This window comes from Kitasatospora sp. NPDC023118, from assembly GCF_055560875.1.
The window spans coordinates 1-23,440 of record NZ_JBVHHW010000030.1 but is presented as its reverse complement, the minus strand read 5'-3'; the positions used below and the strand labels follow the sequence as shown (position 1 = coordinate 23,440).

Here is a 23,440-nt window from a genome sequence, read left to right as displayed (position 1 = left end):
TCACTACGAGTGTATGAGAGTCACGATAAGTAACCGTTTTCGGAAGCCCAGCTTCCGCTTATCGCCCCTCCGGCAACACGGACACCCCGCCCTACACGGGCACCGACTGCGGGTCGGCCAGGTACGGCCCCCAGCCCAGCTCGGCCGCACCCGCGAGCGCGCCGTGCGCCAGCTCCGCCCCGACGATCGGCACCCGTCCGCTGCGCCCCCACAGGCAGCGCTCGGCGACCACCGCGCGCAGCCGGTCGGGGGCGGCCTCCAGCAGGTCGAGGTGGAGGCCACTGAGCACCACCCGGTCCGGGTTGAGGATGTTGGCGACGCCCGCCAGCCCGAGCCCGAGCCGGTCGATGACGTGCTCCACCGCCGCCCGCGCCCGCTCATCGGTGGTGGCCGACCAGCACAGCTCGCGGGCCTGGTCGAGCAGCGGACGGCCCGGCTCCGGGGTGAGCCCGGCGGCGGCGAACAGCGCGTCGGGGTCGGTCTCGGAGTTGAGGCAGCCCCGGTTGCCGCACACGCAGGGGCGGCCCTGCGGGTCGACGGTGAGGTGGCCGACCTCCAGGGCGAGTCCGGCGCTGCCGGTGTGCAGATTGCCGTCGATCACCAGTGCGCCGCCGACACCGCTGTGGCCGGAGGTGACCAGCAGCAGGTGGCGGGCGCCGCGCCCGGCGCCGTGGCGGTACTCGGCGAGCGCGGCGAGGTTGGCGTCGTTGCCGACGAAGGTGGGCAGCGGGCGCAGGACGTTCGGGCCGTGGTCGGCGCGACCGACCTCGACGTCGTACAGGTCCGCGACCGGGGTGCCGCTGGGCCAGGCGAAGTGCAGCGCGGCCAGCGCGGTGCCGTCCGGTTCGGTGACGGGGTTGGGCAGCGCGAGCGAGGCGGCCAGACAGCGGCGGTCGGTGGAGCGGGCCAGTTCGGCGCCCGCCTGGGCGACCGCGCGCAGCATCCGGACCGGATCGGTGGCGGCGGGCAGCGGCAGGTGGACGGGCGGGTCGAGCAGTCCGCCGAGGCCGGCCAGGGTGACGCTCAGCTGGTCGGCGTGGATCTGCCCGGCGACCACCACCGGGCCCCGGGGGTCGATCGCCAACCGGTGCGAGGGCCGGCCGCGGCCGCCTCCGGCCGGGCGGGAGTCAACGGTGATCAGACCGAGCGCCTCAAGTTCGGCCGTGACCGCCCCGGCGGTGGCCCGGGTGACGTCCAGCGCACGGGTGAGCGCGGAACGGGTGGGCGTCTGGCCGGTGTGGATGAGCGAGAGCGCGGGGCCGAGCAGCGTCCGACCGCGGTCGGGGGCCGCGCGGCGGTGGGCGTCGCGCCGCGCGCCGGGGTCGGTCCCGGAGAGGGGCCTCGGGCTTGAAGGTGAGAGCTGCACGCCCCTATTGTGACTTTGTGCCGCTTCGAAACAAAATCCGTTCCCATCCGCAACACGACTCCCCCAGTCAGTCTCGCAGCACAACCCCGGTGACCGACAGCCCCTGGAGCCCTGCGCGGCTCGCGCTCACCGCCTTCTTCGCCGTCGACGGCTTCCTCTTCGCCGCCTGGGTCGTCCGCATCCCGGACGTCCGCAGCCAGGTCAGCGCCTCGCACAGCACCCTCGGTCTGGCCCTGCTCTGCCTGTCCATCGGAGCCGTCCTCACCATGCCGGTGGTCGGCCGGCTCTGCCTGAGGTACGGCTCACGGCCGGTCACCGTCGGCTCGCTCGCGCTGCTCAGCCTCGCCGTCCCCCTGCCCGCGCACGCCCACTCGGTGCTCTCGCTCGGGGGCGTGCTGCTGCTGTTCGGCGCCGGGTACGGCGGTGCCAACGTCGCCATGAACAGTGCCGCCGTCGACCTGGTGGCGCAGCTGCGACGGCCCGTCATGCCCAGCTTCCACGCCGGGTACAGCCTCGGCGGGCTGCTCGGCGCGGGCCTCGGCGGACTGCTCGCCGACCAGCTCACCACCGCCTGGGCGCTCGCGCTCGGCGGGCTGCTGGGCCTGGCCGTCACCGCCGGCGCGGGCGTCGTGCTGCTGCGCAGCCCGGCGGCGCCGATGGTTGCGCCGGAACGTTCCACCGATGACTCGGCGGACCGGTCGGCCGGGGGCCACGTCCGGCTGCTGGTGCTGCTGCTCGGCCTCACCGCGCTGTGCACCGCGTACGGCGAGGGCGCGATCGCCGACTGGACCACCCTGCACCTGACGGACGATGTCCACGCGAGCGCCGGGACGGCCGCCGCCGGGTACGCCGCATACGCCTTCGCGATGACCAGCGGACGGGTCGGCGGCACCTGGTTGTCCATCCGGCTGGGCCAGAACCGGCTGATGCTGCTCGGCGGACTGACGGCGGCGGGCGGCATGCTGGTCGCGGCGCTGGCCCCGGCGGCGCCGGTCGCGATCGGCGGCTTCGTGCTGGTCGGCCTCGGTCTGGCCAACCTGTTCCCGCTCGCCATCGCGCGGGCCGGCGCGACGGGCGGCCCGCAGGGCGTCGCGCTCGCCTCGACGCTCGGGTACGGGGGGATGCTGATCGGGCCGGTGGTGATCGGCTTCCTCGCCGACGTGGCCGGACTGCCGCTGGCCCTGACCACGGTGGCCCTCGCGGCGACGGCGGCGGCGTTCCTGCCGTTGGTGGTGGGGCGGCGCTGACGGGCTGCAGGTTGTCGGGAGGCGGGGAGGCGGGGCAGTGGCGGACAGATAACGACGAACAGATGACAACAAACAGATGACAGATTTCAACATCTGTTATCTGTTTGTTGTCAGCCGCTCCCGCCCCGCTGCCGCACCCGCCCCGAAAGGTGGCAGGATGCGGCCCCATGACGACCACCGGACGCATCCAGGTACTGCGCGCCAGCGAGCGCCCCGCCACCGCGTGGCTCAACGGGGGCGGGGTGACCAGGGAGGTCGCCGGGTTCCCGGCCGGGGCCGGGCTGGACGCCTTCGACTGGCGGGTCAGCCTCGCCGACGTCGCCTCCGCCGGGCCCTTCTCGCCGTTCCCCGGCGTCGACCGGGTGATCACCCTGGTCGAGGGCGCGGGCATGGCGCTCACCGTGGACGGCACCGAGCAACTGGTCGACGCACCGTTGCGCCCGTTCGCCTTCCCCGGCGACGCCACGACGGACTGCCGACTGCTCGGCGGCCCGGTGGTGGACTTCAACGTGATGACCCGTCGCGGCCGGGTCGAGGCCACCGTCGACCTGCGCAGCGAGCCCGGCCCGGTGGAGGTCCCGCCCGCGGCGACCGTCCTGCTGGTCTGCCTCGCCGGTTCGGCGACCCTCCACGACACCGAACTGGCCCGCTTCGACGCCGCCCTGCTGACCGCCCCCGGTCCGTACGAGCTGCGCCCGGCCGACGGCACCACCGCCGCCGTCACCTTCCGCGCCGCCCGCTGAGAAACGTGACCGCCCGTGTCCCCGGCGCAGCCGGGGACACGGGCGGTCACGGCGAGCGCCGCGATCCCGGCGCTCGCCGCGGCGAGCGCTCAGCCGCAGAGCACCGGCGTGGCGTGCGCCGGGTCCAGGGCGTTGGTCACCAGGTGCAGCGCCGTCGGCGAGAATGCGATCGCCACGTGCTCGGCGAGCGCGATCCGGCAGTGGTCCTGCAGCACCTCGTTGTCGACGTCCGGCCCGGTCAGGAACTGGCTCTGCCACGGGGTGACGACCTCGTCGTACACCGTCGAGATCACCGTGTAGCTCACCCCGGGCACGGTGTCCGGCCGGGACGCCATGGTCCGGTTGAAGTCGGAGCCCACCGCCTGGTCACGACAGGCCTGGCAGACCGTGTAGATCAGGTCCGCGACGCCCGGGAAGTACGGCGCGAGCTTGGTGATCCCGTCGAGCGTCGTGCCGTGGTTGGACGGCGCCAGGCCGACCAGCTTGTCCACCTTCGAGGCCCCGCCGAGGAACTTCAGGTAGTAGTTCGGCAGCATGCCGCCCTGCGAGTGTCCGACGATGTCGACCTTGGCCGCACCGGTCGCGTTGCGCACCAGGTCGACGAAGCTCGCCAGCTGGGCCGCCGAGGCGGGCACCGGCCCGAGCCCGCCGATCGGCAGCAACAGGCCGCTGCCAGTGGAGGTGATGCCGGGAACGGTGCCGTAGTCGAGGGCGAAGACGCAGTACCCGAGGCCCTTCAGCAGCGGGGAGAGCGCCAGCCAGTTCTCGTAGCGGTTGGCGAAGGTGCCGTGCACCAGGACCACCGGGTTGGGGTGCGCGGCGGTCGGTCGGCAGTTCCAGTCGTTGGCGCCGGGCGGCGAGGCCACCGAGTCTCCGTCGGGCGGCAGTTCAGCCGCAGCGGTGACGGCCGGGCTCACGACGGCCGGGCTCACGACGGCCGGGCTCGCGGCGGCCGGGCTCGCGGCGGCCGGGCTCACGACGGCCGCCGGGGCGGCCGAGGCCGGGCCCGCCGTCGCCCCCGCCAGCAGCGCGCCCGCCAGCAGGGCCGCGCCGAAGGATCCGCCGAGCCGACGTCGCAAGGAAGTTGCGGGGAAGCGGAGAAGTGGGGTTCTCAACTGTTGCCTCCACAGCGGAAGTTTGTTACCAACAGGTAACCCGAGTGGCTCAATCATGCGGTCGCCCCTCCGGCCCGGCCCTTGGGCGTTCCCCAGACCTGGACGGTGTTCTCTGTGACCGGTCACAACGCACCCCACTGCACGCCCCCGGACACCCCCGAAACCACGCCGACCTGGCGCGTCCCGGTGATCGGCGGCCGCCCGGCCGACCAACTACTCCTCGGCGGCGTCCGCGCGTTGGCCGAGGGCGTGGTCGCCGCCCTACTGGACCGCGTGCCGGTCTACCGCCGCCTCCCGCGCGAGCAGCTCACCGGCGAGCTCACCCGGGACACCGAACGCCGCATCCGCGCACTCGCCCACGCCGTCCGCAGCGGACTCCCCGCCCCCGCCGAGGAGTTCACCGCCGTACGGGAGGCCGCCGCGCGCCGCGCCGAGGAGGGCCTGCCGCTGGACGCCGTGCTGCTCGCCCACCACCTCGGGCTGGAGGTCTGTTGGGAGTTCGTCACCCGGGACGCCCACGCCGGTGACGCCGCCGACCTGCTGGTGCTCAACCGGCTGCTGCTCGACCAGCTCCGCCAGGCCACCACCGCCGCCGGCGCCGGCTACCTGGACGGCCGACGCCCGGCCGGAGACCGACACTCCACCGCCCGGCAATCCCTGCTCACCGCACTGCTCGCCGGCGCCCCCGCCGAGGAGGCCGCCGCCCGGGCGGGCGTCCGGCTTCCGGCAGGCTACGCGGCGCTCTGCCTGGCCCTCGCCGACCACCCGGACGAGCACTCCCCGGGCATCGACCCGGCCATCGCCGCCCACCGCAAGCTGCGTCGCTTCGTCGCCGAACTCGACCACCGCACCCGGCAGTCGACGCTCTCCGCGCTCACCCCCTCGGGCGGCCTGGTCCTGGTCCCGCTCGACCCGGAACCCGAGTCGGCCGACGGCACCGCCCCCGAAGCCCCCTGGCTGAAGCTCGCCGCCACCCTCACCGCCGCGGCCCGCGCCGCCGGGGCGCCCGTGCTGGCCGGAGCGGCCGCCGCGGTACCGGCCGAGGTGCCGGGCGCGGCCGCACTCGCCTACGAAGTCCTGGACGTGGCAAAGGCGTTCGGCCGCCCGAACGGTCTGCACCGGCTCGACGACGTGCTGCTGGAGTACCAGCTGACCCGGCCCAGTCAGGCCCGCGCCCGGCTCGCCGCACTGCTCGAACCGCTCGCCGGCGGCGGGGAGTTGCTCACCACCCTGCGCACCCACCTGGCGGGCGGCCTCAACCGCCGCCACACCGCGAGCGCCCTGCACCTGCACCCGAACACCGTGGACTACCGGCTGCGCCGGATCGCCGTCCTCACCGGCCTGGACCCGTCCCGCCCGGCCGACGTCCTGCGGATCACCGCGGCCATCGCCGCGCGCGCCGCCGAACAGTCCTCCCCGACGGGCTAGTTACGCCACGGCACCCGCGCCGCCGGAAACGGTGACGCGGGTGCCGGGGAACGAGCGGGGATCAGCGGTGCAGCAAGGCGTGGGCCCCCCACCCAGGAGTTCAGGCTGGAGCAGGTCTGCAGCCCGACGACGCCGTCCCGCCCGATGCCGGCACAGCGCCGGACGGCCCTCAGCCCTGCTCCCCCGGAAGCCGCAGGTCCCAGCCCACCAGGGCGCGCAGCTGCTCCGCCGTCACCCCGTCCGGCACCGGCCGGGGTGGCTCGTGGCGCAGCGGCGGCTGCCAGCCCTCCTCCTCGGTCCAGCGGCGCACCACCTTGGCGGGCGCTCCGGCGACCACGCAGTGGGACGGCACCTCGCCGCGCACCACGGCCCCTGCGGCGACCACCACGTTGCGCCCGATCCGTGCCCCCGGCATGATCACCGCGCCGGTGCCGATCCAGCTGCCCGCGCCGATCTCCACCGGCTCGTTGCGCGGCCACTGCTTGCCGATCGGCAGCTCGGTGTCCCGGTACTCGTGCGCCTGGTCGCTCACGTACACGCCGGGCCCCGTCCAGACGTCGTCGCCGATGACGATCGACTGGTGGCCGACGATGTGGCTGTCCCGTCCGATCACGCAGCCGCCGCCGATCCGCACGATCGGCTCCGGCCCGAGGTCGAGGCCGGGCAGGAAGCCCGCGCTGATGGTGACCCGCTCACCGATGATCGAGAACGGCCCGATGGTGATCCACTGCTCGTTGAACACCGCCCCGAGCGGGAAGGCGAGGCTCGTGCCGTCCCCCAGCTCGCCGAACCGGTACGGGCCCGGGTTCCGGTTGGTGACCGCGCCGGTCCGCTGCACCCAGCGCCAGCCCCGGTGGACGAGGCGTCCGGCGGCCCGGTGGCCACCGGTCCGGACGGCGGAGAGAAGCGAACGGGTTATCGGCATGCGCTCACGTTACCGGCCCGTAGCGTCCGCCCGGTCGCCGGGAGGCCGACATCACACCAACCCCGCCAGACCCAGCCGTACCGATCTCACCGGCCCCTCCCGCACCGGCCTCACCCGCCCCGCCGCGCCGGCCTCCGCCGCACCCGCCGAACCCGCCGAACCCGCACCGACCCCAGGGCCGTCCGAAATCCGCCACCGAGGGTGGGCGGCGGTGAAAGACTCCGTCCCATGGAGATCTCCGCACACATCGACGCGCTGCGCCGCGAGGGCACCCTGCTGACCGAGGCCGCCGCCCGCACCGACCTCGACGCCCCCGTACCGACCTGCCCGGACTGGCGGTTGGGCGACCTGCTGCGGCACGTCGGCCACGTCCACCGCTGGGCCGCCACCTACCCGTCGAGGGGCCTGCGGACACCGCTGGACCCGGCGGGCGAGCAGGAGGCCGTCGGACCGGCGCCCTCGGACGCCGCACTGCTCGACTGGTTCCGTGAGGGCCACGCCGCACTGGTGGCGACGCTCACCGAGGCCCCGGCCGAGGTCGAGTGCTGGAGCTTCCTGCCCGCACCCAGCCCGCTGGCCTTCTGGGCCCGGCGCCAGGCGCACGAGACCGCCGTCCACCGCTTCGACGCCGACGCGGCGGCCGGCTCGCCGGGCCCGGCCGTGGACACCGCGCTCGCCCTGGACGGCATCGACGAGCTGCTGCGCGGCTTCATGGTCAGCAGCCGGTCGAAGGTGCGCAGCGACCGCCTGCGCACCGTCCAGGTCCGGACGACCGACGGCCCCGGCTCCTGGCGCCTGACCATCACCCGCGAGCCGCTGTCCGTCAGCACCGAGGAGCGCCCCGAGCAGGCCGACCTGACCCTCACCGGACCGGCCCGCCAGCTCTACCTGCTGCTCTGGAACCGGCTGACGGCCGAACAGGTCGAGCGGGGCGGGCAGGCCGAGCAGTCCGAGCCGGCAGAGCAGGCCGGGCAGGCAGAGCAGGTCGAGGTCAGCGGCGACCGGGACCTGCTCGACCTCTGGCGGGCCACAGCGGCGATCGGCTGACCCCGAGCCGAGTCAGCCGGTCCCCAGCCGACTCGGCCGGTCGTACGCCGACTCAGCGCGCCCAGGCAGCGGGCCGCTTCTCCAGGAACGCACGCATGCCCTCCTGCGCCTCCGCCGAACCGAACAGCCGCGCCGACAGCTGCACCAGCTCGTCCGCGTCGCGCTGGAAGGAGCGCACCACCTCGGCGTTGGCCAGCCGCTTCGACTCGGCCAGCCCCTGCGGCGAGCCCTGGCGCAGCGCGTCCAGCAGGCCCTTCAGCACCACCCCGGTGTCCTCGGTGGACTCGGCGGCCCGGGTGAGCAGACCGATCCGGGCCGCCTCGGCGGCGTCGAAGACCTCGCCGGTCAGGTAGTAGCGGGAGGCGGCGCGCGGGTCCAGCTTGGGGCGCAGCGGCAGCGAGATGACGGCGGGCGCGAGGCCGAGCCGGACCTCGGTGAAGGCGAAGGTCGCGGCCGGTCCGGCGATGGCGAGGTCCGCCGCGCCGATCAGGCCGAGGCCGCCGGCCCGGGCGTGCCCGTCGACCACGGCGATCACCGGCTTGGTGCAGTCCACGATCGCCTTCTGCAGCTCGACCAGGCCGCGTGGGCCGACCGTCGGGTCCGCGCCGGTCGCCTCGGAGAGGTCCGCGCCCGCGCAGAACACCTTGCCGGTGTGGGTGAGTACCACCGCGCGGACGTCCCGGTTCGCCGCCGCGACCGCCAGTCCGGCGTGCAGCTCGGACATCAGGCGGGAGGAGAGCGCGTTGCGGTTGTGCGGCGAGTCGAGGGTGAGCGTGGTGACGGCGTCGACGGTGCTGACGCGGACGAGGGGCTCTGCGCTGGTCATCGGCGTGGGCCTGCCTTCCGGCTGAGGGTGGGTCGGACTGCGGGCGCGGGGCCGGGGTGCCCGGACCGCGCCCGGACGACTCTGGCACGCCCACCCTCCCCTCGGCCAGAGCCAACCGCGCCCCGGCCGGAGCCGACCGCCCGGTGGCCGGACGGAAAACCGCTGGTGGCGGCCGCCGCACTCCCGGCAGCATGGACGGCATGATCGCCGAATCCCCCGTCCTGCTGCTCGCGCCGCGCATCAACGAGACCGGCCTCCAGCTGCGCACCGCCGCCGGACTGCGCGGCCTGCGGGCGCACACCGCGGCGTCCTGGCAGGCCCCGCGCGAACTGCTCGGTGCGCCGGTGCACGTGTACGGCGGGCCGCTGTTCGGCGACGCGGTCGGACGGGAGCTCGGCCTCGCCCTGCTGGAGCCGGCCGAGGACTGGCTGGCCCGGCTGCCGCTCGCCCTGACCAGACGACGGGTTTCCGCCACCACGCTGGCCGAGGCCCGCGGGCTGCACAGGCCGGCGTTCGTGAAGCCACCGGCCGACAAGCTGTTCGCCGCCCGGGTCTACCCGGACGGCGGCGCACTGCCCGGGCCCGAACTGTTGGACAGCGAGACCCCCGTGCTGGTGAGCGAGGTGGTGCGGTTCCGCACGGAGTACCGGCTGTTCGTCCTGGACGGCGCGGTGCGGGCCGGCTCGCGCTACGCGGTGGAAGGCGAGCTGTCCGTCGGGCCGCTCGGGCGGGACGGCTCCGAGGTGCTGGCCTTCACCCACGACGTGCTGGCCGCCTCCGCCTCGCAGGCCCCGCTGCCGAGCGCGGTGGTGGTGGACGTCGGCTGCACCGACCACGGCTGGGCGGTGGTCGAGGCCAACGCGGCCTGGGCCAGCGGGGGCTACGCGGCCGAGCCGGACGCCGTCCTGGACGTGGTGCTGCGCTCGGCTGGGCCGGATGCCCAACTTCCCGCCACCGACCGGCCGTTCCGGCGCCAACTGCCCGAAGTGCTGCGCTGACCGACCAGTTGGCCGGCCAGTTGTGTCCAATTGGTCGGCCAGCCCGTTGGCCGACCCGTTGGCCGACCTGTCGGCCAACCCGCTGGCCGCCAGGGGGAATCGCTTGCGGTCCGGACGCGCGATGGCGCACGATCATGCGCCATGACCACCACGCACCTCACCCACATCACCGAGCCACCCGGCGTCGCCCCCGGGACGGGCTACACCCAGGTCGTCACCGGCACCGGCCGGCTGGTCCAGGTCTCCGGCCAGGTCGCCTTCGACGAGCACCGGAACCTGGTCGGCGTGGGCGACCCGAAGGCGCAGGCGCGGCAGGTCTTCGAGAACCTGCGCCGCTGCCTGGCCGCCGCCGGGGCCGACTTCTCCGACGTCGTGAAGTTCACCTTCTTCATGACCGACATCGCCTACCTCCCGGCCATCCGGGAGGCCCGCGACGCGTACCTGGGCGGCCTGCCGCTGCCGGCCGCCTCGGCCATGCAGGTCGCGGCACTGTTCCGGCCGGACGTGCTGATCGAGATCGAGGCGATGGCGGTGGTCCGGGAGTAACGACGGCTCACGCCGCTCGGAGCAGCCGCCGGTCACGCCACTCGGAGCCGCAGCTCCCGCCGTCCGGCCCACCGGACGGCGGGGCCCATCGCCAGGCCCGCCGCCGCCAGCACCGCGCCCAGCACGGCCCACCCGACCAGCCCGAAGCCGATCACCGCGGTGCTGACCACCGCCGGGCCGGCCATCATCGTGGCAGCCGAACCCGCGTTGAACACGCCCTGGTAGGCGCCGTGCTCACCCTCACCCGCGAGGTCGTAGCTCAGCGCCCAGCCGCCCGCCTGTCCCATCACCTCGGCCAGCGACTGCAACGCGATCCCCGCGAGCGCCACCACAGCGGCGAGGAGCCCGGGCAGGCCGTGCGCGAAGGCGATGACCAGGCAGGAGGCGGCCAGCACCAGTCCGGCGCGACGGAAGGCCCGGGCGGCGGCCGTCCGGTCCTCGGTGCCCCGAGTGGCCCGCACCTGCAAGGCGATCACCAACAGGGTGTTGACGATCAGGGCGCCGGCGACGGTGATCCGCGGCGCGTCGGTCTGCTGGACGATCCACAGCGGAACGCCGACCTCCAGGACGGCGAACTGCAGGCCGAGGACGGAGCACAACGCCGTCACGACCAGGAACGGGCCGTCCCGCAGCGCCGGGTTGCGCCGTCGGCCCTGCTTGACGCCCTTGTCCCCGGGATCCGACGGGTTCGCCGTGCCGGCCTTGGTCGCCGTCGCGGACTTGTTCGCCGTACCAGACGTGGTCTCCGTACCGGACGTCGCCGAGGGCTCGGCCGACGAAGGGCCGGACAGGGCGGACAGACGGTAGAACAGCACCGCGACGGCCACGTAGGAGACGGCATCGGCCAGGATCGCCGTCAGGTAGACCGGCCGGGTGTCCAGCTGGAGCGCGATCGCGCCGAGCCCCGTCCCCCCACAGATGCCGACGTTGGTCACCACCCGCAGGTAGGCCCGGCCCGCCACCCGGGTATCGGGTGGCAGCACCTCGGCGTAGAGCGCGTTCCGCACGGCGGCCGACCCCCGGTCGACGGCGGAGACGGCGCAGGCCAGTACGACGAAGGCCGGGTAGCTGTGCACCAGCGCGTACCCAGCGGTGCCGAACGCCTCCACGCCGACCAGCACCACCAGCACCCTCCGGGCGCCCCAGCGGTCGGCGGCCCGGCCGGCCGGCACGCTGGCGACGACCCCGCACAGGCCGGCGGCGGTCATCCCGCCGCCCAGCTGGGCGGCGCTCAGGCCGAGCACCCGGGTGAAGAACAGCACCGCGACGGACAACGAGAGGCCGTTGCCCACCGTGTTGACGAGGGTGATCCCGGCCAGCCGACGGACCGTCGGATCGGGGTGCAGACGGCGCCGGACAGCCGCGGGAAGGCGGCCGCCCGGGTTGTGCGCGGGCAGGGCGAAGGACAGCGCGGAGGACTCCGCCGGCTTGGTGGTCATGCCCTGATCCCACCGCCGGCGGGCCGCCAAGGGTATTCCTTTAGGCTCTGGCTGAATCTTACGAGGGGGGCGTACGTGCACCGCTTCACACTCCGGCTGGCCGACCTCGCCACCACCTGGTTCGCCGTCTCCCCGATCCACGAGGCGGTGCTCAGCCTGCGGATGTGGACCCACCCGGGCGTCTACCCGCTCCAGACCAGGGCCTTCGAGCAACTCCGGCCCACATTCGAGCGGCTGGAATCGCGCCGTCTGCTGCTCGCACTGGTCGCCGAGAACCGCTGGGTCCCCGACTTCCTGACGCCCCGACCGACGGCAGCCGCCGGCGACTTCCGCGCCGAGCTGGCCGTCGTGCGCGCGCTGCCGCCGGAGCTGCTGCGCGGCGAGCTGGAGCAGACCTTCCTGTCGCACGGGCAGCCGCTGCCCGCCCTGCTCGACGACGGACTCGCCGATCCGGCGCGGCTGCTGGCACGGATCTCCGACGCTCTGAAGGAGTACTGGGAGGCGTGCCTCGCGCCCGGCTGGTGGCCGCAGGCCCGTGCGGTGCTGGAGGCGGACCTGGTCTACCGGGCGCGGGTGCTCGCCCAGCAGGGCGCGGCGGCACTGTTCGCGGACCTGGACCACCGGCTGCACTGGGCGGACGGCGTACTGTCGATCAACCGGCACTGGGGGGACGGGGACGTGGAGACCGCCGTGGACGGGCGCGGGCTGGTCCTCAGCCCGACCTGCTTCGTACGCGGGGCGATCACCATGATCAGCAAGAACCGGGAGCCGCAGATCTCCTACCCGGCGCGCGGGCAGGCGGCCATGGGCGGCGCGGGCGCGGACCCGCCGGTGGCGTCGGCGGCCCTGGAGTCGCTGGTCGGCGCCCCGAAAGCCCGGCTGCTGGCCCTGCTCGCCGAGCCCGCCTCGACCACCGACCTCGCCTATCGCCTCGGCGTCACCCCGAGCGCGGTCAGCCAGCACCTGTCCGTCCTGGCGGCCACCGGCCTGGTCACCCGCGCCCGGCACGGCCGCTCGGTGCTGTACCGGCGCAGCGTGCTCGGGGACGAGCTGACCGGTGGCCGGTAACAGCCGGCGAACGGCCCGCAGCGGACAACCGACGGCGGACGGCGGCGCCAACGGCGCCTGGCAGTCCGCGAACGGCGCCGCCCCCGGCCGGTTCGCCGAGGAGGCCGGGACACGCGGCTACAACAACCTCATCAGCGGCGTCCCCGGCCTCACGGTCTACCACGACCCCAAGTCCGTTGCCACGTACGGCCATACGGGCGCGGGCGGCCAGTGGTGGACCTTCGACGACGCCTGGTCGATCGCCCAGAAGGCGGCTTACCTCAAGTCGACGAACCTGCTCGGCGGCATGATCTGGCAGATGTCCGGCGACACCCCGTCCGGCACCCTCATGACCGCACTCGACACCGGACTCAAGCCGCCGGACTCAAGCAGCCGGGCCCAAGTAACCGGACTCAAGTCAGCCGGACTCAGTAGCCAGGCCCAGGTAGCCGGCCTCAAATAGCCCACCCCGCACGGCGAACGGGGCCGGCGTTCGCTCCGCTGGGCGGAGGAACGCCGGCCCCACCCGGCAGCAGACCGGTTACCGCGAGGCCATGGCCGCCAGCCGCCGCGCCGCCCGGTACTGCCGCAGCACCTGCGCGAAGCTCGTGTGCCCCTGGGTGGTTCGGGCGAAGGCCCGCCAGGCGGCAGGCACCAGGCAGACCGCCGCGTGGAACAGGTACGGCCGCCGCTCGAAGGCGCCCAGCAGCTGCTTGCCCGCGCGCATCTCCACGCCCAGCCCGGCTTTGACGGCGAACGCGTAGTTCAGCGCCTCGCGCCGCACCGCCGCCGCGTTGCCCGCCTCCGCGATCTGCACCGCCCACTCACCGGCCAGCCGGCCCGAGCGCAGCGCGTAGGAGATGCCCTCACGGGTCCACGGCTCCAGCAGCCCGGCCGCGTCGCCCGCGACCAGCACCCGGCCGCGGGCGAGCGGCGAGTCCTCGGCCCGGCACCGGGTCAGGTGCCCGGACTCGACCTGCGGGGTGAAGCCGGACAGGCCCAACCGCCGGATGTAGTCGGCGAGGTACTGCTTGGTCCGCTCGCCGTCGCCGCGCGCCGAGATGACGCCCACGGTCAGGCTGCTGGACTCGGTCTTCGGGAACACCCAGCCGTAACTGCCGCGCAGGGGGCCCCAGTCGAGGTGGATCCGGCCCGACCAGTCGGCGGCGACCTGCGGCGGGACGGGGATCTCCGCCTCCAGGCCCAGATCGATCTGGTCGAAGGTGACGCCCACGTGCCGGGCGATCCGGCTCGCGCTGCCGTCCGCGCCGACCACCGCGCGCGCCTCGAAGCTGCGCCCGTCGGCCGCGGTGACCAGCGCCGTCCGGTGGTCACCGCCCCGCTGCTCGACCCCGGTGACGGTCACTCCGGTGACCAGTACCGCCCCGGCCTGCTTGGCCGCCTGCACGAGGCGCAGGTCGAACTCGTCCCGGTTGACCAGACCGAACAGCATCCGCTCGGAACGACGCGTCCGGGTGTACCGCCCGTCGTACGCGAAGGTGACGGCGTGCACCCGGTCCTGCAGCGGCAGCTCGAAGTCCGGCGGCAGGCTGTCCCGGGAGGGGCCGATGATGCCGCCGCCGCAGGTCTTGTAGCGAGGGTGCTCGGCCTTGTCGAGCAGCAGCACCCGGCGGCCCTGCGCGGCGGCGGCGTACGCGGCGGAGGCCCCGGCCGGCCCGGCGCCGACCACCACCACGTCCCAGACGCCGTCCAGCTGTCCCACCGAGGCCGCCGACCCCACCGACGCCGCCGGATCCGCCGAATCCGCCGCAGCCGTTGACGCCTCCGTCGACGCCCTCGACACCTGCGGCGACGCCGCTGACACCTGCGCGGACGCCTCACCTCCGACCGACGCGGTCGTACGGTCGAGCGGGCTACGGGAATCGGAGCTTCCGGAGTCAGTCACGTCGAGCAATCCTATGCGTCCGCACGGCCACCCGGACGCCGCACCACCCGACAATCGCCTCCGCCTATGATCGGCGGTACCCCAAACGACCCCTCCGCCCGTACCACCCCACGGGCGGACCCGTCCCCTCGGAGCCCCGATGTCACAGCCCCTGGCCGACGCCGTCCGGTCCCTGATGGACCGTGCCCGCACCGACCTCGCCGAACTGGTCGCCTTCCCGTCGGTCGCCGACCCGCGCCAGTTCCCGGTCGAGGAGTGCCAGAAGGCCGCTCAATGGGTCGCCGACGCCTTCGCCGCCGAGGGCCTGACCAAGATCCAGCTGCTGGACACCCCGGACGGCACCCAGTCCGTCTACGGCGAGCTGCCCGGCCCCGAGGGCGCCCCGACCGTCCTGCTCTACTCGCACTACGACGTCCAGCCCCCGCTCGACGAGGCCGCCTGGATCAGCCCCGCCTTCGAACTGACCGAGCGTGACGGCCGCTGGTACGGGCGCGGCGCCGCCGACTGCAAGGGCAACATCCTGATGCACCTGACCGCCCTGCGGGCGCTGCGCCAGGTGTACGGGGACGCCTACCCGGTCGGTCTGAAGATCATCGTGGAGGGCTCGGAGGAGCAGGGCACCGGCGGCCTGGAGCGCTACGCCGAGGCCCACCCCGAGCTGCTCGCCGCCGACGCCATCATCATCGGCGACACCGGCAACTTCGCCGCCGGCCTGCCCACCGTGACCGCCTCGCTGCGCGGCATGACGGTGGTCGAGGCCTCGGTCACCACGCTGGGCGGCAACCTGCACTCCGGCGCCTTCGGCGGCGCCGCCCCGGACGCGCTGCAGTGCCTGGTCCGGATGCTGGCCTCGCTGCACGACGAGAACGGCGACGTCGCGGTCGCCGGGCTGACCACCGACCAGACCTGGGAGGGCGTGCAGTACCCGGAGGAGCAGTTCCGCGCCGACGCCAAGGTGCTCGACGGCGTCGCCCTGACCGGCACCGGCACCATCGCCGACCGGCTGTGGGCCCGCCCGTCCGTCACCGTCCTCGGCATCGACGCCCCGCCGGTGATCGGCGCCACCTCCTCCGTGCAGGCCGCCGCGAAGGCGCTGGTCAGCCTGCGCGTCCCGCCGGGCATGAGCTCGGACGCCGCCCAGGACGCGCTGGTCGCCCACCTGGAGGCGCAGGTCCCGCTCGGCGCCCGGCTGACCATCGAGCGCCAGGGCAACGGCGCCCCGTTCCGCGCCGACACCAGCGGCCCGGCGTACGAGGCGATGGGCGAGGCCATGGCCGAGGCCTTCGGCACCCCGATGGTCGCCTCCGGCGAGGGCGGCTCGATCCCGCTCTGCAACACCCTGCGCTCGCTCTACCCGAGGGCCGAGATCGTGCTGATCGGCGTCGAGGAGCCGACCACCCAGATCCACGCGGTCAACGAGAGCGTCGACCCGCAGGAGCTGGAGCGGATGGCCCTCACCGAGGCCCTGTTCCTGCGCCGCTACGCCGAACTGCGCTCTGCCTGACGCCGGTCGGGACCGTGCGGACCTCCGGGTCCGCCACCGGCCGCCCGCCCCGCCACCGGCGGGCGGCCGCCACCACCGCCGCGTAGCCGACCGCGCCCACCGCGAGTCCGGCCCCGGCGCCGAAGCAGACCTCCGGGACCAGGTTCCGCCGCAGCGGGCTGAGCCGGTGCAGCACCCCGGCCGCCGTCGCCGCGCCCAGCGCCGCGACGGCCACCCGCCGGGTCCGGGCCGCAGGCCGGACGTCGGGGCGCACCGGCTCGACCGCCCGCACCGTACGCGCCGCCCAGCCGGCCATCGCGGCCAGACCGAGCACCGAAGTCCCGTACTGCAGCGCCTCGTAGAGCGGGACCCCGGCCACCTTCCGCTCCAGTACGGGCAGCAGCCGTACGCCCAGCCGATCACCGTGGGTGAACGCGTCCCAGCCGACGTGGGTGGCCGCGCCGATCGCCGCCGACCCAAGGAACCACGCCGCGTCCGTCCCCCGGCTGCCGCCGCCACCGGCCCGGCGGACCGTCAGCGCCTCGGCGCCGCCGGCCCACCGCTCGGGCAGCAGCCCCACCAGCGGCGCCCGCAGCAGCCCGTGCCACCCCGCGACCAGCGCGGCGGCGACCGCCACGTCGACCGTCGGCACCGCCCACCAGCGGTGCAGCAGCCCGCCGTGCTCGTAGACCCCGGGCAGCAGCGACTCGGCGAAGAACGGCACATCGGGCGCCATCGACCCGGCCACCAGCGCCGAGGCCACCAGGGGCCCTCGCTCCCCGGCGGCACGCAGCAGGGGCAGGACGGCGGCGGGATGACTGAACGTGAACGGCATGCCCCCATCCTGACGCCCGCACCGCTCGCCGGGCCAACCGAGGTCGGCCCGGTCCGCAGCCGCCCCAGCCACCGACCACGACAGGCCCACCCGCCGACCACCGCAGCCCTACGCGGCGTCCGCCGTACTGGCCAGCCCGAGCGCCACCCGGCTCCCCGCCTCCAGGTACCGCAGCTCCCCGATCCGCCGCGCCTCCAGCGCCGCGGCCAGGCGCCGGTAGCGGCTCGGCGGCAGCAGGTCGGCCGCCTCGTCCAGGGTGACGAACCGCCAGCCGCGCAGCTCCTCCTGCTGCAGCAGCAGGTTCTGCCGGCCCTCGTCGTCGAGCAGCCCGCCGTCGTACATCAGCCGCAGGCCGCCGCGGCGCGGGCCGGTGCGCGGCTCCCAGTCGACGGCGAGCAGCCGCAGGATGGCGGGGTCGAGCCGCAGCCCCAGTTCCTCGGCGATCTCGCGCAGGGCGGCGTCGGTGGGGGCCTCGCCGCGTTCGACCACGCCGCCGGGGAAGTCCCAGTCGGGCTTGTAGACCGGGTCGACCAGCAGCACCCGGTCCTGCTCGTCGAAGAACAGCACCGCCGAGGCCACGGTGTCCCCGGTCGGGTCGGGGCTCTGGACGATCGGGCAGCGCGCGGCGCCGACCCGGACCAGTTCGGCGATCCGGTGCGCGGTCTCGCGCGGGGTGAGCTGGCTGGTGTCGAGCATCCGAGCGTCGCCGACCAGCCAGCGGCGGGCGGCCCGGTAACGGGGCAGGTGTTCCAGGCACCAGTTGCGGACCCGCTCGCTGGCCTCCGGATCGCCCGGGCACTCCTCGCGTTGCGTGATGCGGTCGCGCAGGATCGTTTCTTCTGGGTCCAGGACGAAGTGGTGCACCGCGATCCCGTGGGCGGCGAGGTCGCCGAAGATCTCGTCCCGGTAGTCCTCTCTGAGCAGGGTCATCGGGACCACCAGCGGGCCGCCGACCTCGCCGAGCAGCGCGGCCGCCGTCTCGGGGACGAGCCGGCGCCAGGCCGCCAGGTCCTGGAAGTCGGACACCGCAGCCAGCCGGTCGGCCGGAAGCATCCGGCGCAGACCGAAGCCCACCAGCTCGGGATCGAAGAGCACGCTCCCGGGCAGCAGTTCCACCAGCTCGCGGCAGGCACTCGTCTTGCCCGCCCCGAATGTGCCATTGACCCAGACGATCACAACGTCCCCTGCCCTCGACTTGCCCCGATGCCGTACGCACCGGGCAGCGCCCCCGTCGACCGAACCAGCGCCACCCGAGGTGGTACCCGCGCCACGCCGCTCCCCATACCTGCCCGCCGCGCCCGCCCACGCGCCCCGGCCCGCCCCTTGACAGAGGCATGTGCCCAGGCCAGGGGCCTGGGCCAGGAGGCATGCAGACCGTTCGACCGCAAAGCCGCCCGCTGACAGTACGCCGTGCGCACAGGAAGTCGGACCGGCCGACTTCCGCCGCGCGCCCCACCCGTACGCCGTGCGCGCCGCCCCTGCGACCTCCCGCCCCCGGTCTCCCCTGCCCGCCTCCGCGAGTGCCTCTTGCGCCGCCCGCACCCCGGCGCGTACAGAGGAACGATGAAGCTGCTTCCCGCCGGCCGGGTCGTCGTCATCGGCTCGGTCAACACCGACCGGATCCTCCGCTGCCCCGTGCTCCCGTCCCCCGGCGAGACCGTCCTGACCACCTCCGCCGGCCAGGGCTTCGGCGGCAAGGGCGCCAACCAGGCGGTGGCGGCGGCCCTGATGGGCGCGGCGACCCACCTGATCGCCAAGATCGGGCGCGACGCCGACGGCGAGGCGGCGCTCGCCGATCTGCGCGGCGCGGAGGTCCAGACGGGCGCCGTGCTCACGCACCCTGATGCGCCCACGGGTCAGGCGATCGTGATGGTCGACCCGTCGGGCGAGAACAGCATCGTGGTCGTCCCGGGCGCCAACGCCGAACTGACCCCGGAGGAGGTCACCGCCGCCCTGGCCCGGCTCCACCTGCTCCCGGTCGACGTGGTCCTCACCAGCAACGAGGTCCCCGCGGAGTGCATCCGCGCCACCGCCGCCGCCCTCCCCACCGCGGGCCCGAACGGCGGCACCCGCTGGCTGCACAACACCGCCCCGGCCGGGGCACTGCCCGATCCCGGTCCCGGCGGCCGCCGACCCCTGGTGGTCGCCAACGCCGTCGAGGCCCGCCAGCTCACCGGCGCGGCGACCGTCACCGAAGCCGCCCGCGCCCTCGCCCGCCACGCCGAGGGGGCGGTGGTCACCCTCGGCGGCGAAGGCGCCCTGGTCGTCACCGGGGAGGAACTCGCCAGGCTGCCCGCGCCCGCCGTACGGGTGGTCGATACCACCGGCGCCGGCGACGTCTTCTGCGGCGCCCTCGCCGCCGGGCTGGCCCGCGGCGCCGCCCTCCCCGGGGCGGCCGCCACCGCCGTGGCCGCCGGCGCCTTCGCCGTCACCGCGCTCGGCGCCCGCGGCGCCCTCCCCCGCCCGGCCGACCTCTGAGCTCCCGCGCGTGAACGCACGTCACCGACCGCCCCCTGGAGTCCGGCACACGGACGCACGCCAGAGGCACCGAGCCGAACACCGGCTCCCTCGGCGCCCGAACCGGCGACCCCGCTACGGCCGTCCCATGTACGCCGGGTAGTACCCCTTGCTGATCCCCGAGATCCGGATCTTCGTCCCGGGCCGCGCGGCCTCGACGTACTGGTTGTTGCCCAGGTAGATCGCCACGTGCTGGATCCCGCGCCGGGTACCGTCCGGCGACCAGAACAGCAGGTCGCCCCGGCGCAGCTGGCTCGCGCTGATCGGCGTGGTCGCCGCGTACTGGTCGTTGGCGATCCGCGGCAGCTCGATGCCGCCGCGCCGGAAGGACTGCTGCACCAGGCCCGAGCAGTCGTACCCGTCCGGACCGTTGCCCGCCGTCATGAACGGCTTGCCGACCTGCGCGAGCGCGAACTGCACGGCGGCCTCGACGTTGCGGTCCCCCGCCACCGAGTCATGGGACGAGCCCGAGGAGCCGGAGGAGGACGGGGCGCCGGAGGAGGACGAGGACCCGCCGGTCCGCGCCAGGTAGATGTCGTAGTGGGTGGTCCAGCGCCACTCGCCCTGGGCGTTCTTGAACCAGTACCGGGAACCGTCCCAGCCCTGCTTGATCCCCCCGGTCGACTTCGCGGACGACGTCGGCGAGGACGTCGCGCCGCTGGTCCGCGCCAGGTAGATGTCGTAGTGGGTGGTCCAGCGCCACTCGCCCTGGGCGTTCTTGAACCAGTACCGCGAGCCGTCCCACCCGGCGTGCGCCGGCGCCCGCTCCGCGGCCGCGGGGCTCACGCCGGTGCCGAGGCCGATCACCCCGGTCCCGACCGCGACCACGGCCGCCATCGCGATCCCCCGGCGGACCCGCGCGGCCCGCGAGGGACGGGCGGGTCCGCCGGAGCGGTCGGCGGTGGCGGGGGCGTGCTGCCCGGTCGCTTCGTCGGCGGCATCCGGCACGCTGGTATTGGCGGTGGTCATCCTGCTGACTTCCTTCGCTGCTTCGAACGCACTGTTGCGAACGGCCGCCGGACGGGCGGCTGCGGAAACTGCTGCGGACACGCGGTAGGCCCCGGGATCGCCGGTCCGTCCGCTCGGCAGATCAGTTCTGCCTGTGTGTCACGTTAAGCACGCGTTCGCTCACGGCGCGCACTGGAGTGCGCCAAAGGAAGGTTTCCCGGGCGGTGGCAACCGACGGGGCGTCAGGGTGAGCACCCGTCAGCGGGAGGTCGGCCGACGCCCCGTCATCAGCGGCCCTCGGCCTCCGCGAGCAACTGCTTCTTCAGCACCTTTCCCAGTGCGTTCCTGGGCAGTTCGGGTACCAGCACGACCCGGCGCGGCCGCTTGTGCACCGAGAGCCGCTCGGCCACAAAGGCCGTCAGCTGTTCCCCCGTCACGGCGCCGTCCGGGATGACGTACGCGACGATCGCCTGTCCGAGGTCCTCGTCCGGTGCGCCGACCACCGCCGCGTCGGCGACCGCCGGGTGGTCGCGCAGCGCGGCCTCCACCTCGCCCGCGCCGATCCGGTAGCCGCCGCTCTTGATCAGGTCCACCGAGGCGCGGCCGACGATCCGGTGGAAGCCGTCCGGCCCGATCACCGCGACGTCCCCGGTGCGGAACCACCCGTCCGCCGTCCAGGCCTCGGCGTCGGCGTCCGGCCGGTTGAGGTAGCCGCTGAACAGGGTCGGACCGGAAACCTGCAGCTCACCGACGCTCTCCCCGTCGTACGGCAGCGGCTCGCCGGCCTCGCCGACCAGCCGGGTGCGCACCCCCTCCAGCGGCAGCCCGACACTGCCGGGGCGCCGCTCTCCGTCCGCCCGGGTGCTGACGGTGATCAGTGACTCGGTCATCCCGTAGCGCTCGATCGGGGCGTGCCCGGTGAGCGCCGCCAGCCTCTCGAACACCGGTACGGGCAGCGGCGCGCTGCCGGAGACCAGCAGCCGGGCCGAGGCCAGCCGGGCGGCCGCCGCGGGGTCCGCCGCCAGCCGGGACCAGACGGTGGGCACGCCGAAGTACAGGCTGCCGCCCGCCGCCGCGTACCCCTCCGGGGTGGGCCGCCCGGTGTGCACCAGCCGACTGCCGGTGCGCAGGGCGCCGAGCACGCCGAGCAGCAGCCCGTGCACGTGGAACAGCGGCAGGCCGTGCACGAGGGTGTCCCCGGCGGTCCACTGCCAGGCCGCGGCCAGCGCCTCCAGGTCGGCGGCGATCGCCTCCCGCCGGATCACCGCGCCCTTGGGCGCGCCGGTGGTGCCCGAGGTGTACAGCACGAAGGCGGTCGCGTCGGCGGCCGGCTCGGCGTAACCGGTGGCGGAGCGCTCGGCGGGGTCGACCGGCAGGGCCTCCACCGAAGCACCCTCCGGCGCGGCCTCCCCGGCGGCGTGCGCGAGCAGCGCCGCGCCGGAGTCGCGCAGGATGTGCTCACGCTCCTTCGGCCCCGAGTCTGGCGGCAGCGGCACCACCGGCACACCCGCCAGCAGGCCGCCGACCACTGCGGTGACCGTCTCCACGGTGGGCCGGGCGAGCACGGCGAGCGCGGGGGCGCCCGCCACCCGGTCGGCCACGGCGGTCGCCGCGCCCAGCAGGTCCTCCCGGGAGAGCGCCCGACCGTCGATCCGCAGCGCGTCCGCCGCGTCGCCGTAGTCACCCTGAAGTGCCGTCAGCAGTGCCATGCTTCCGCCCTCGCCCTCGTCTCACCCTGGTCGCGCCGAACCCGCCGAACCCGGTCATGCCGTGCGCCGCCGCATCCCGCGCTGTCGGGCCGACTCTACGGGCCACCGCTCCGGCGCCTGCGGACCGGGGCGAACGACGGAGGGCGTGGCACCGAGCACCCGGTGCCACGCCCTCCGCGGTCTGTCCGCGGGATCAGGCCTTGCGAGCCTTCACCTCGGCGGTGAGCTGCGGCAGGACCTGGAAGAGGTCGCCGACCACGCCATAGTCGACCAGCTCGAAGATCGGGGCCTCGGGGTCCTTGTTGACGGCCACGATGGTCTTCGAGGTCTGCATGCCGGCCCGGTGCTGGATGGCACCCGAGATGCCCGCCGCGATGTAGAGCTGCGGGGAGACCTGCTTGCCGGTCTGGCCGACCTGGTTGCTGTGCGGGTACCAGCCGGCGTCGACGGCGGCACGCGAGGCGCCGACGGCCGCGCCGAGCGCGTCCGCGAGCTCCTCGACCACGCCGAAACCCTCGGCAGCACCGACGCCGCGGCCGCCGGAGACCACGATGGCGGCCTCGGTCAGCTCGGGGCGGCCGGTGGAGACGCGCGGGGTGCGCGAGGTGACCTTGGCGGCGTTGCCGGTGAACTCCACCGACACGTTCTCGACCGCGCCGGCGGCCGGGGCGGCCTCCGGGGCGACGGCGTTCGGCTTGACGGTGATGACCGGGGCGCCCTTGGTGACCTTGGACTTCACCTGGAAGGAGGCGGCGAACACCGACTGGGTGGCGACCGGACCGCCGTCGCCGGCCTCCAGGTCGACGGCGTCGGTGATGATGCCGGAGCCGATCCGCAGCGCGACGCGGGCGGCGACCTCCTTGCCCTCTCCGGAGGAGGTGACCAGGACGGCGGCCGGGGCGACCGTCTTGGCGATCTGGGCCAGGGCGTCCACCTTGGGGACGACCAGCTGGTCGGTGAACTCGGCGCCGTCGGCGACGTACACCTTGGCGGCGCCGTACTCGCCGGCCTTGGCGGCGATGTCGGCCGCGGCGGCACCGGCGCCGAGGACGACGGCGGACGGCTCGCCGATGCGGCGGGCCAGGGTCAGCAGTTCGAGGGCCGGCTTGCGGACCACACCGTCGGCGTGGTCCACCAGAACCAGGATCTCAGCCATGATTCGTTGCTCCTGATCGATCGTTGGATGCGCTGACGGGTGGGACTAGATGAACTTCTGGTCGGCGAGGAAGCCGGCGAGCTGCTTGCCGCCCTCGCCCTCGTCCTTGACGACCGTGCCCGCGGTGCGCGCCGGACGCGCCGCCACCGACTCGACCGC

Annotated in this window: 20 protein-coding genes and 2 pseudogenes; 10 read left to right on the top strand and 12 right to left on the bottom strand. The window is 74.6% G+C overall.

Annotation, left to right across the window (positions count from 1 at the left end):
- Positions 1–91: 91 nt before the first annotated feature.
- On the bottom strand, positions 92–1,267 hold the full coding sequence (locus ACZ3UD_RS30430) for an ROK family protein (protein WP_465594897.1): 1,176 nt from the start codon (positions 1,265–1,267) through the stop codon (positions 92–94).
- Positions 1,268–1,383: 116 nt separating this feature from the next.
- On the opposite strand from ACZ3UD_RS30430, the gene ACZ3UD_RS30425 reads away from it, so the two are divergent.
- Together ACZ3UD_RS30425 and ACZ3UD_RS30420 are read left to right on the top strand one after the other, a co-directional pair.
- Complete coding sequence (locus tag ACZ3UD_RS30425; protein ID WP_465594754.1) at positions 1,384–2,613, top strand: MFS transporter; 1,230 nt, start codon at positions 1,384–1,386, stop codon at positions 2,611–2,613.
- Between the two features lie 167 nt (positions 2,614–2,780).
- Positions 2,781–3,356 carry a HutD/Ves family protein gene (locus tag ACZ3UD_RS30420; protein ID WP_465594751.1) on the top strand — a complete coding sequence of 192 codons (576 nt, stop codon included), beginning with the start codon at positions 2,781–2,783 and terminating at the stop codon, positions 3,354–3,356.
- A gap of 89 nt (positions 3,357–3,445) precedes the next feature.
- Here the strand turns inward: ACZ3UD_RS30420 and ACZ3UD_RS30415 are convergent, their stop codons facing one another.
- Positions 3,446–4,333 (bottom strand): esterase/lipase family protein, encoded by an 888-nt coding sequence (locus tag ACZ3UD_RS30415; RefSeq protein WP_465594894.1) that lies wholly within the window; start codon positions 4,331–4,333, stop codon positions 3,446–3,448.
- Between the two features lie 252 nt (positions 4,334–4,585).
- Between ACZ3UD_RS30415 and ACZ3UD_RS30410 the strand changes: the two genes are divergently transcribed.
- A complete protein-coding gene (locus ACZ3UD_RS30410) occupies positions 4,586–5,899 on the top strand; it encodes a PucR family transcriptional regulator (protein ID WP_465594748.1) in 1,314 nt (437 codons plus the stop codon).
- A gap of 169 nt (positions 5,900–6,068) precedes the next feature.
- On the opposite strand, the gene ACZ3UD_RS30405 is transcribed toward ACZ3UD_RS30410, so the two are convergent.
- A complete protein-coding gene (locus ACZ3UD_RS30405; RefSeq protein WP_465594745.1) occupies positions 6,069–6,824 on the bottom strand; it encodes an acyltransferase in 756 nt (251 codons plus the stop codon).
- Between the two features lie 228 nt (positions 6,825–7,052).
- On the opposite strand from ACZ3UD_RS30405, the gene ACZ3UD_RS30400 reads away from it, so the two are divergent.
- Entirely contained in the window at positions 7,053–7,871 is an 819-nt protein-coding gene (locus ACZ3UD_RS30400; protein ID WP_465594742.1) for a maleylpyruvate isomerase family mycothiol-dependent enzyme, read from the top strand.
- Positions 7,872–7,923: 52 nt separating this feature from the next.
- Here the strand turns inward: ACZ3UD_RS30400 and ACZ3UD_RS30395 are convergent, their stop codons facing one another.
- Positions 7,924–8,697: an enoyl-CoA hydratase family protein gene (locus ACZ3UD_RS30395; protein ID WP_465594739.1), complete on the bottom strand. Its 774-nt coding sequence runs from the start codon at positions 8,695–8,697 to the stop codon at positions 7,924–7,926.
- A gap of 200 nt (positions 8,698–8,897) precedes the next feature.
- On the opposite strand from ACZ3UD_RS30395, the gene ACZ3UD_RS30390 reads away from it, so the two are divergent.
- Both ACZ3UD_RS30390 and ACZ3UD_RS30385 read left to right on the top strand, forming a co-directional pair.
- Positions 8,898–9,695, top strand: coding sequence for an ATP-grasp domain-containing protein (locus ACZ3UD_RS30390; RefSeq protein ID WP_465594736.1), 798 nt, complete (start codon positions 8,898–8,900; stop codon positions 9,693–9,695).
- A 141-nt stretch (positions 9,696–9,836) separates the two neighbouring features.
- A complete protein-coding gene (locus ACZ3UD_RS30385; RefSeq protein ID WP_465594733.1) occupies positions 9,837–10,241 on the top strand; it encodes a RidA family protein in 405 nt (134 codons plus the stop codon).
- A gap of 32 nt (positions 10,242–10,273) precedes the next feature.
- Here the strand turns inward: ACZ3UD_RS30385 and ACZ3UD_RS30380 are convergent, their stop codons facing one another.
- Positions 10,274–11,680 (bottom strand): MFS transporter, encoded by a 1,407-nt coding sequence (locus tag ACZ3UD_RS30380; RefSeq protein WP_465594730.1) that lies wholly within the window; start codon positions 11,678–11,680, stop codon positions 10,274–10,276.
- Between the two features lie 75 nt (positions 11,681–11,755).
- On the opposite strand from ACZ3UD_RS30380, the gene ACZ3UD_RS30375 reads away from it, so the two are divergent.
- The gene (locus ACZ3UD_RS30375; RefSeq protein WP_465594727.1) at positions 11,756–12,748 is read left to right on the top strand and encodes an ArsR/SmtB family transcription factor; all 993 of its coding nucleotides are present in this window, start codon (positions 11,756–11,758) and stop codon (positions 12,746–12,748) included.
- Between the two features lie 16 nt (positions 12,749–12,764).
- Positions 12,765–13,103: pseudogene (locus ACZ3UD_RS30370) on the top strand (glycosyl hydrolase family 18 protein); the annotation flags it as partial.
- A 165-nt stretch (positions 13,104–13,268) separates the two neighbouring features.
- On the opposite strand, the gene ACZ3UD_RS30365 reads toward ACZ3UD_RS30370, so the two are convergent.
- A complete protein-coding gene (locus tag ACZ3UD_RS30365; RefSeq protein WP_465594724.1) occupies positions 13,269–14,450 on the bottom strand; it encodes a geranylgeranyl reductase family protein in 1,182 nt (393 codons plus the stop codon).
- A 322-nt stretch (positions 14,451–14,772) separates the two neighbouring features.
- Here ACZ3UD_RS30365 and ACZ3UD_RS30360 point away from each other — a divergent pair, with 322 nt between their 5' ends.
- Positions 14,773–16,137 carry a M20/M25/M40 family metallo-hydrolase gene (locus tag ACZ3UD_RS30360; protein WP_465594721.1) on the top strand — a complete coding sequence of 455 codons (1,365 nt, stop codon included), beginning with the start codon at positions 14,773–14,775 and terminating at the stop codon, positions 16,135–16,137.
- On the opposite strand, the gene ACZ3UD_RS30355 is transcribed toward ACZ3UD_RS30360, so the two are convergent.
- The gene (locus tag ACZ3UD_RS30355) at positions 16,088–16,951 is read right to left on the bottom strand and encodes a DUF4184 family protein (protein ID WP_465594718.1); all 864 of its coding nucleotides are present in this window, start codon (positions 16,949–16,951) and stop codon (positions 16,088–16,090) included. The genes ACZ3UD_RS30360 and ACZ3UD_RS30355 overlap by 50 nt on opposite strands.
- Before the next feature lie 108 nt (positions 16,952–17,059).
- Entirely contained in the window at positions 17,060–18,127 is a 1,068-nt protein-coding gene (locus tag ACZ3UD_RS30350) for an NUDIX hydrolase (RefSeq protein ID WP_465594715.1), read from the bottom strand.
- A 387-nt stretch (positions 18,128–18,514) separates the two neighbouring features.
- Between ACZ3UD_RS30350 and ACZ3UD_RS30345 the strand changes: the two genes are divergently transcribed.
- Positions 18,515–19,429, top strand: a complete 915-nt coding sequence (locus ACZ3UD_RS30345) for a PfkB family carbohydrate kinase (protein WP_465594712.1) — start codon at positions 18,515–18,517, stop codon at positions 19,427–19,429.
- A 114-nt stretch (positions 19,430–19,543) separates the two neighbouring features.
- Here the strand turns inward: ACZ3UD_RS30345 and ACZ3UD_RS30340 are convergent, their stop codons facing one another.
- The 4 genes and pseudogenes from ACZ3UD_RS30340 to ACZ3UD_RS30325 all read right to left on the bottom strand — a co-directional run.
- Positions 19,544–20,437: a C40 family peptidase gene (locus tag ACZ3UD_RS30340; protein ID WP_465594709.1), complete on the bottom strand. Its 894-nt coding sequence runs from the start codon at positions 20,435–20,437 to the stop codon at positions 19,544–19,546.
- A 266-nt stretch (positions 20,438–20,703) separates the two neighbouring features.
- Positions 20,704–22,125 (bottom strand): AMP-binding protein, encoded by a 1,422-nt coding sequence (locus ACZ3UD_RS30335; RefSeq protein WP_465594706.1) that lies wholly within the window; start codon positions 22,123–22,125, stop codon positions 20,704–20,706.
- A 193-nt stretch (positions 22,126–22,318) separates the two neighbouring features.
- Positions 22,319–23,281, bottom strand: coding sequence for an electron transfer flavoprotein subunit alpha/FixB family protein (locus ACZ3UD_RS30330; RefSeq protein WP_402952090.1), 963 nt, complete (start codon positions 23,279–23,281; stop codon positions 22,319–22,321).
- A 45-nt stretch (positions 23,282–23,326) separates the two neighbouring features.
- Positions 23,327–23,440 (bottom strand): annotated as a pseudogene (locus tag ACZ3UD_RS30325) (electron transfer flavoprotein subunit beta); the annotation flags it as partial.

Excerpts from the sequence above, each read along its gene's own strand:
- ACZ3UD_RS30385 (WP_465594733.1), top strand. The coding sequence starts at position 9,837 with ATGACCACCACGCACCTCACCCACATCACCGAGCCACCCGGCGTCGCC.
- ACZ3UD_RS30390 (WP_465594736.1), top strand. The coding sequence starts at position 8,898 with ATGATCGCCGAATCCCCCGTCCTGCTGCTCGCGCCGCGCATCAACGAG.
- ACZ3UD_RS30355 (WP_465594718.1), bottom strand. The coding sequence starts at position 16,951 with ATGCCGTTCACGTTCAGTCATCCCGCCGCCGTCCTGCCCCTGCTGCGT.
- ACZ3UD_RS30330 (WP_402952090.1), bottom strand. The coding sequence starts at position 23,281 with ATGGCTGAGATCCTGGTTCTGGTGGACCACGCCGACGGTGTGGTCCGC.
- ACZ3UD_RS30380 (WP_465594730.1), bottom strand. The coding sequence starts at position 11,680 with ATGACCACCAAGCCGGCGGAGTCCTCCGCGCTGTCCTTCGCCCTGCCC.
- ACZ3UD_RS30400 (WP_465594742.1), top strand. The coding sequence starts at position 7,053 with ATGGAGATCTCCGCACACATCGACGCGCTGCGCCGCGAGGGCACCCTG.
- ACZ3UD_RS30340 (WP_465594709.1), bottom strand. The coding sequence starts at position 20,437 with ATGACCACCGCCAATACCAGCGTGCCGGATGCCGCCGACGAAGCGACC.
- ACZ3UD_RS30405 (WP_465594745.1), bottom strand. The coding sequence starts at position 6,824 with ATGCCGATAACCCGTTCGCTTCTCTCCGCCGTCCGGACCGGTGGCCAC.
- ACZ3UD_RS30360 (WP_465594721.1), top strand. The coding sequence starts at position 14,773 with ATGTCACAGCCCCTGGCCGACGCCGTCCGGTCCCTGATGGACCGTGCC.
- ACZ3UD_RS30335 (WP_465594706.1), bottom strand. The coding sequence starts at position 22,125 with ATGGCACTGCTGACGGCACTTCAGGGTGACTACGGCGACGCGGCGGAC.
- ACZ3UD_RS30395 (WP_465594739.1), bottom strand. The coding sequence starts at position 8,697 with ATGACCAGCGCAGAGCCCCTCGTCCGCGTCAGCACCGTCGACGCCGTC.
- ACZ3UD_RS30345 (WP_465594712.1), top strand. The coding sequence starts at position 18,515 with ATGAAGCTGCTTCCCGCCGGCCGGGTCGTCGTCATCGGCTCGGTCAAC.
- ACZ3UD_RS30420 (WP_465594751.1), top strand. The coding sequence starts at position 2,781 with ATGACGACCACCGGACGCATCCAGGTACTGCGCGCCAGCGAGCGCCCC.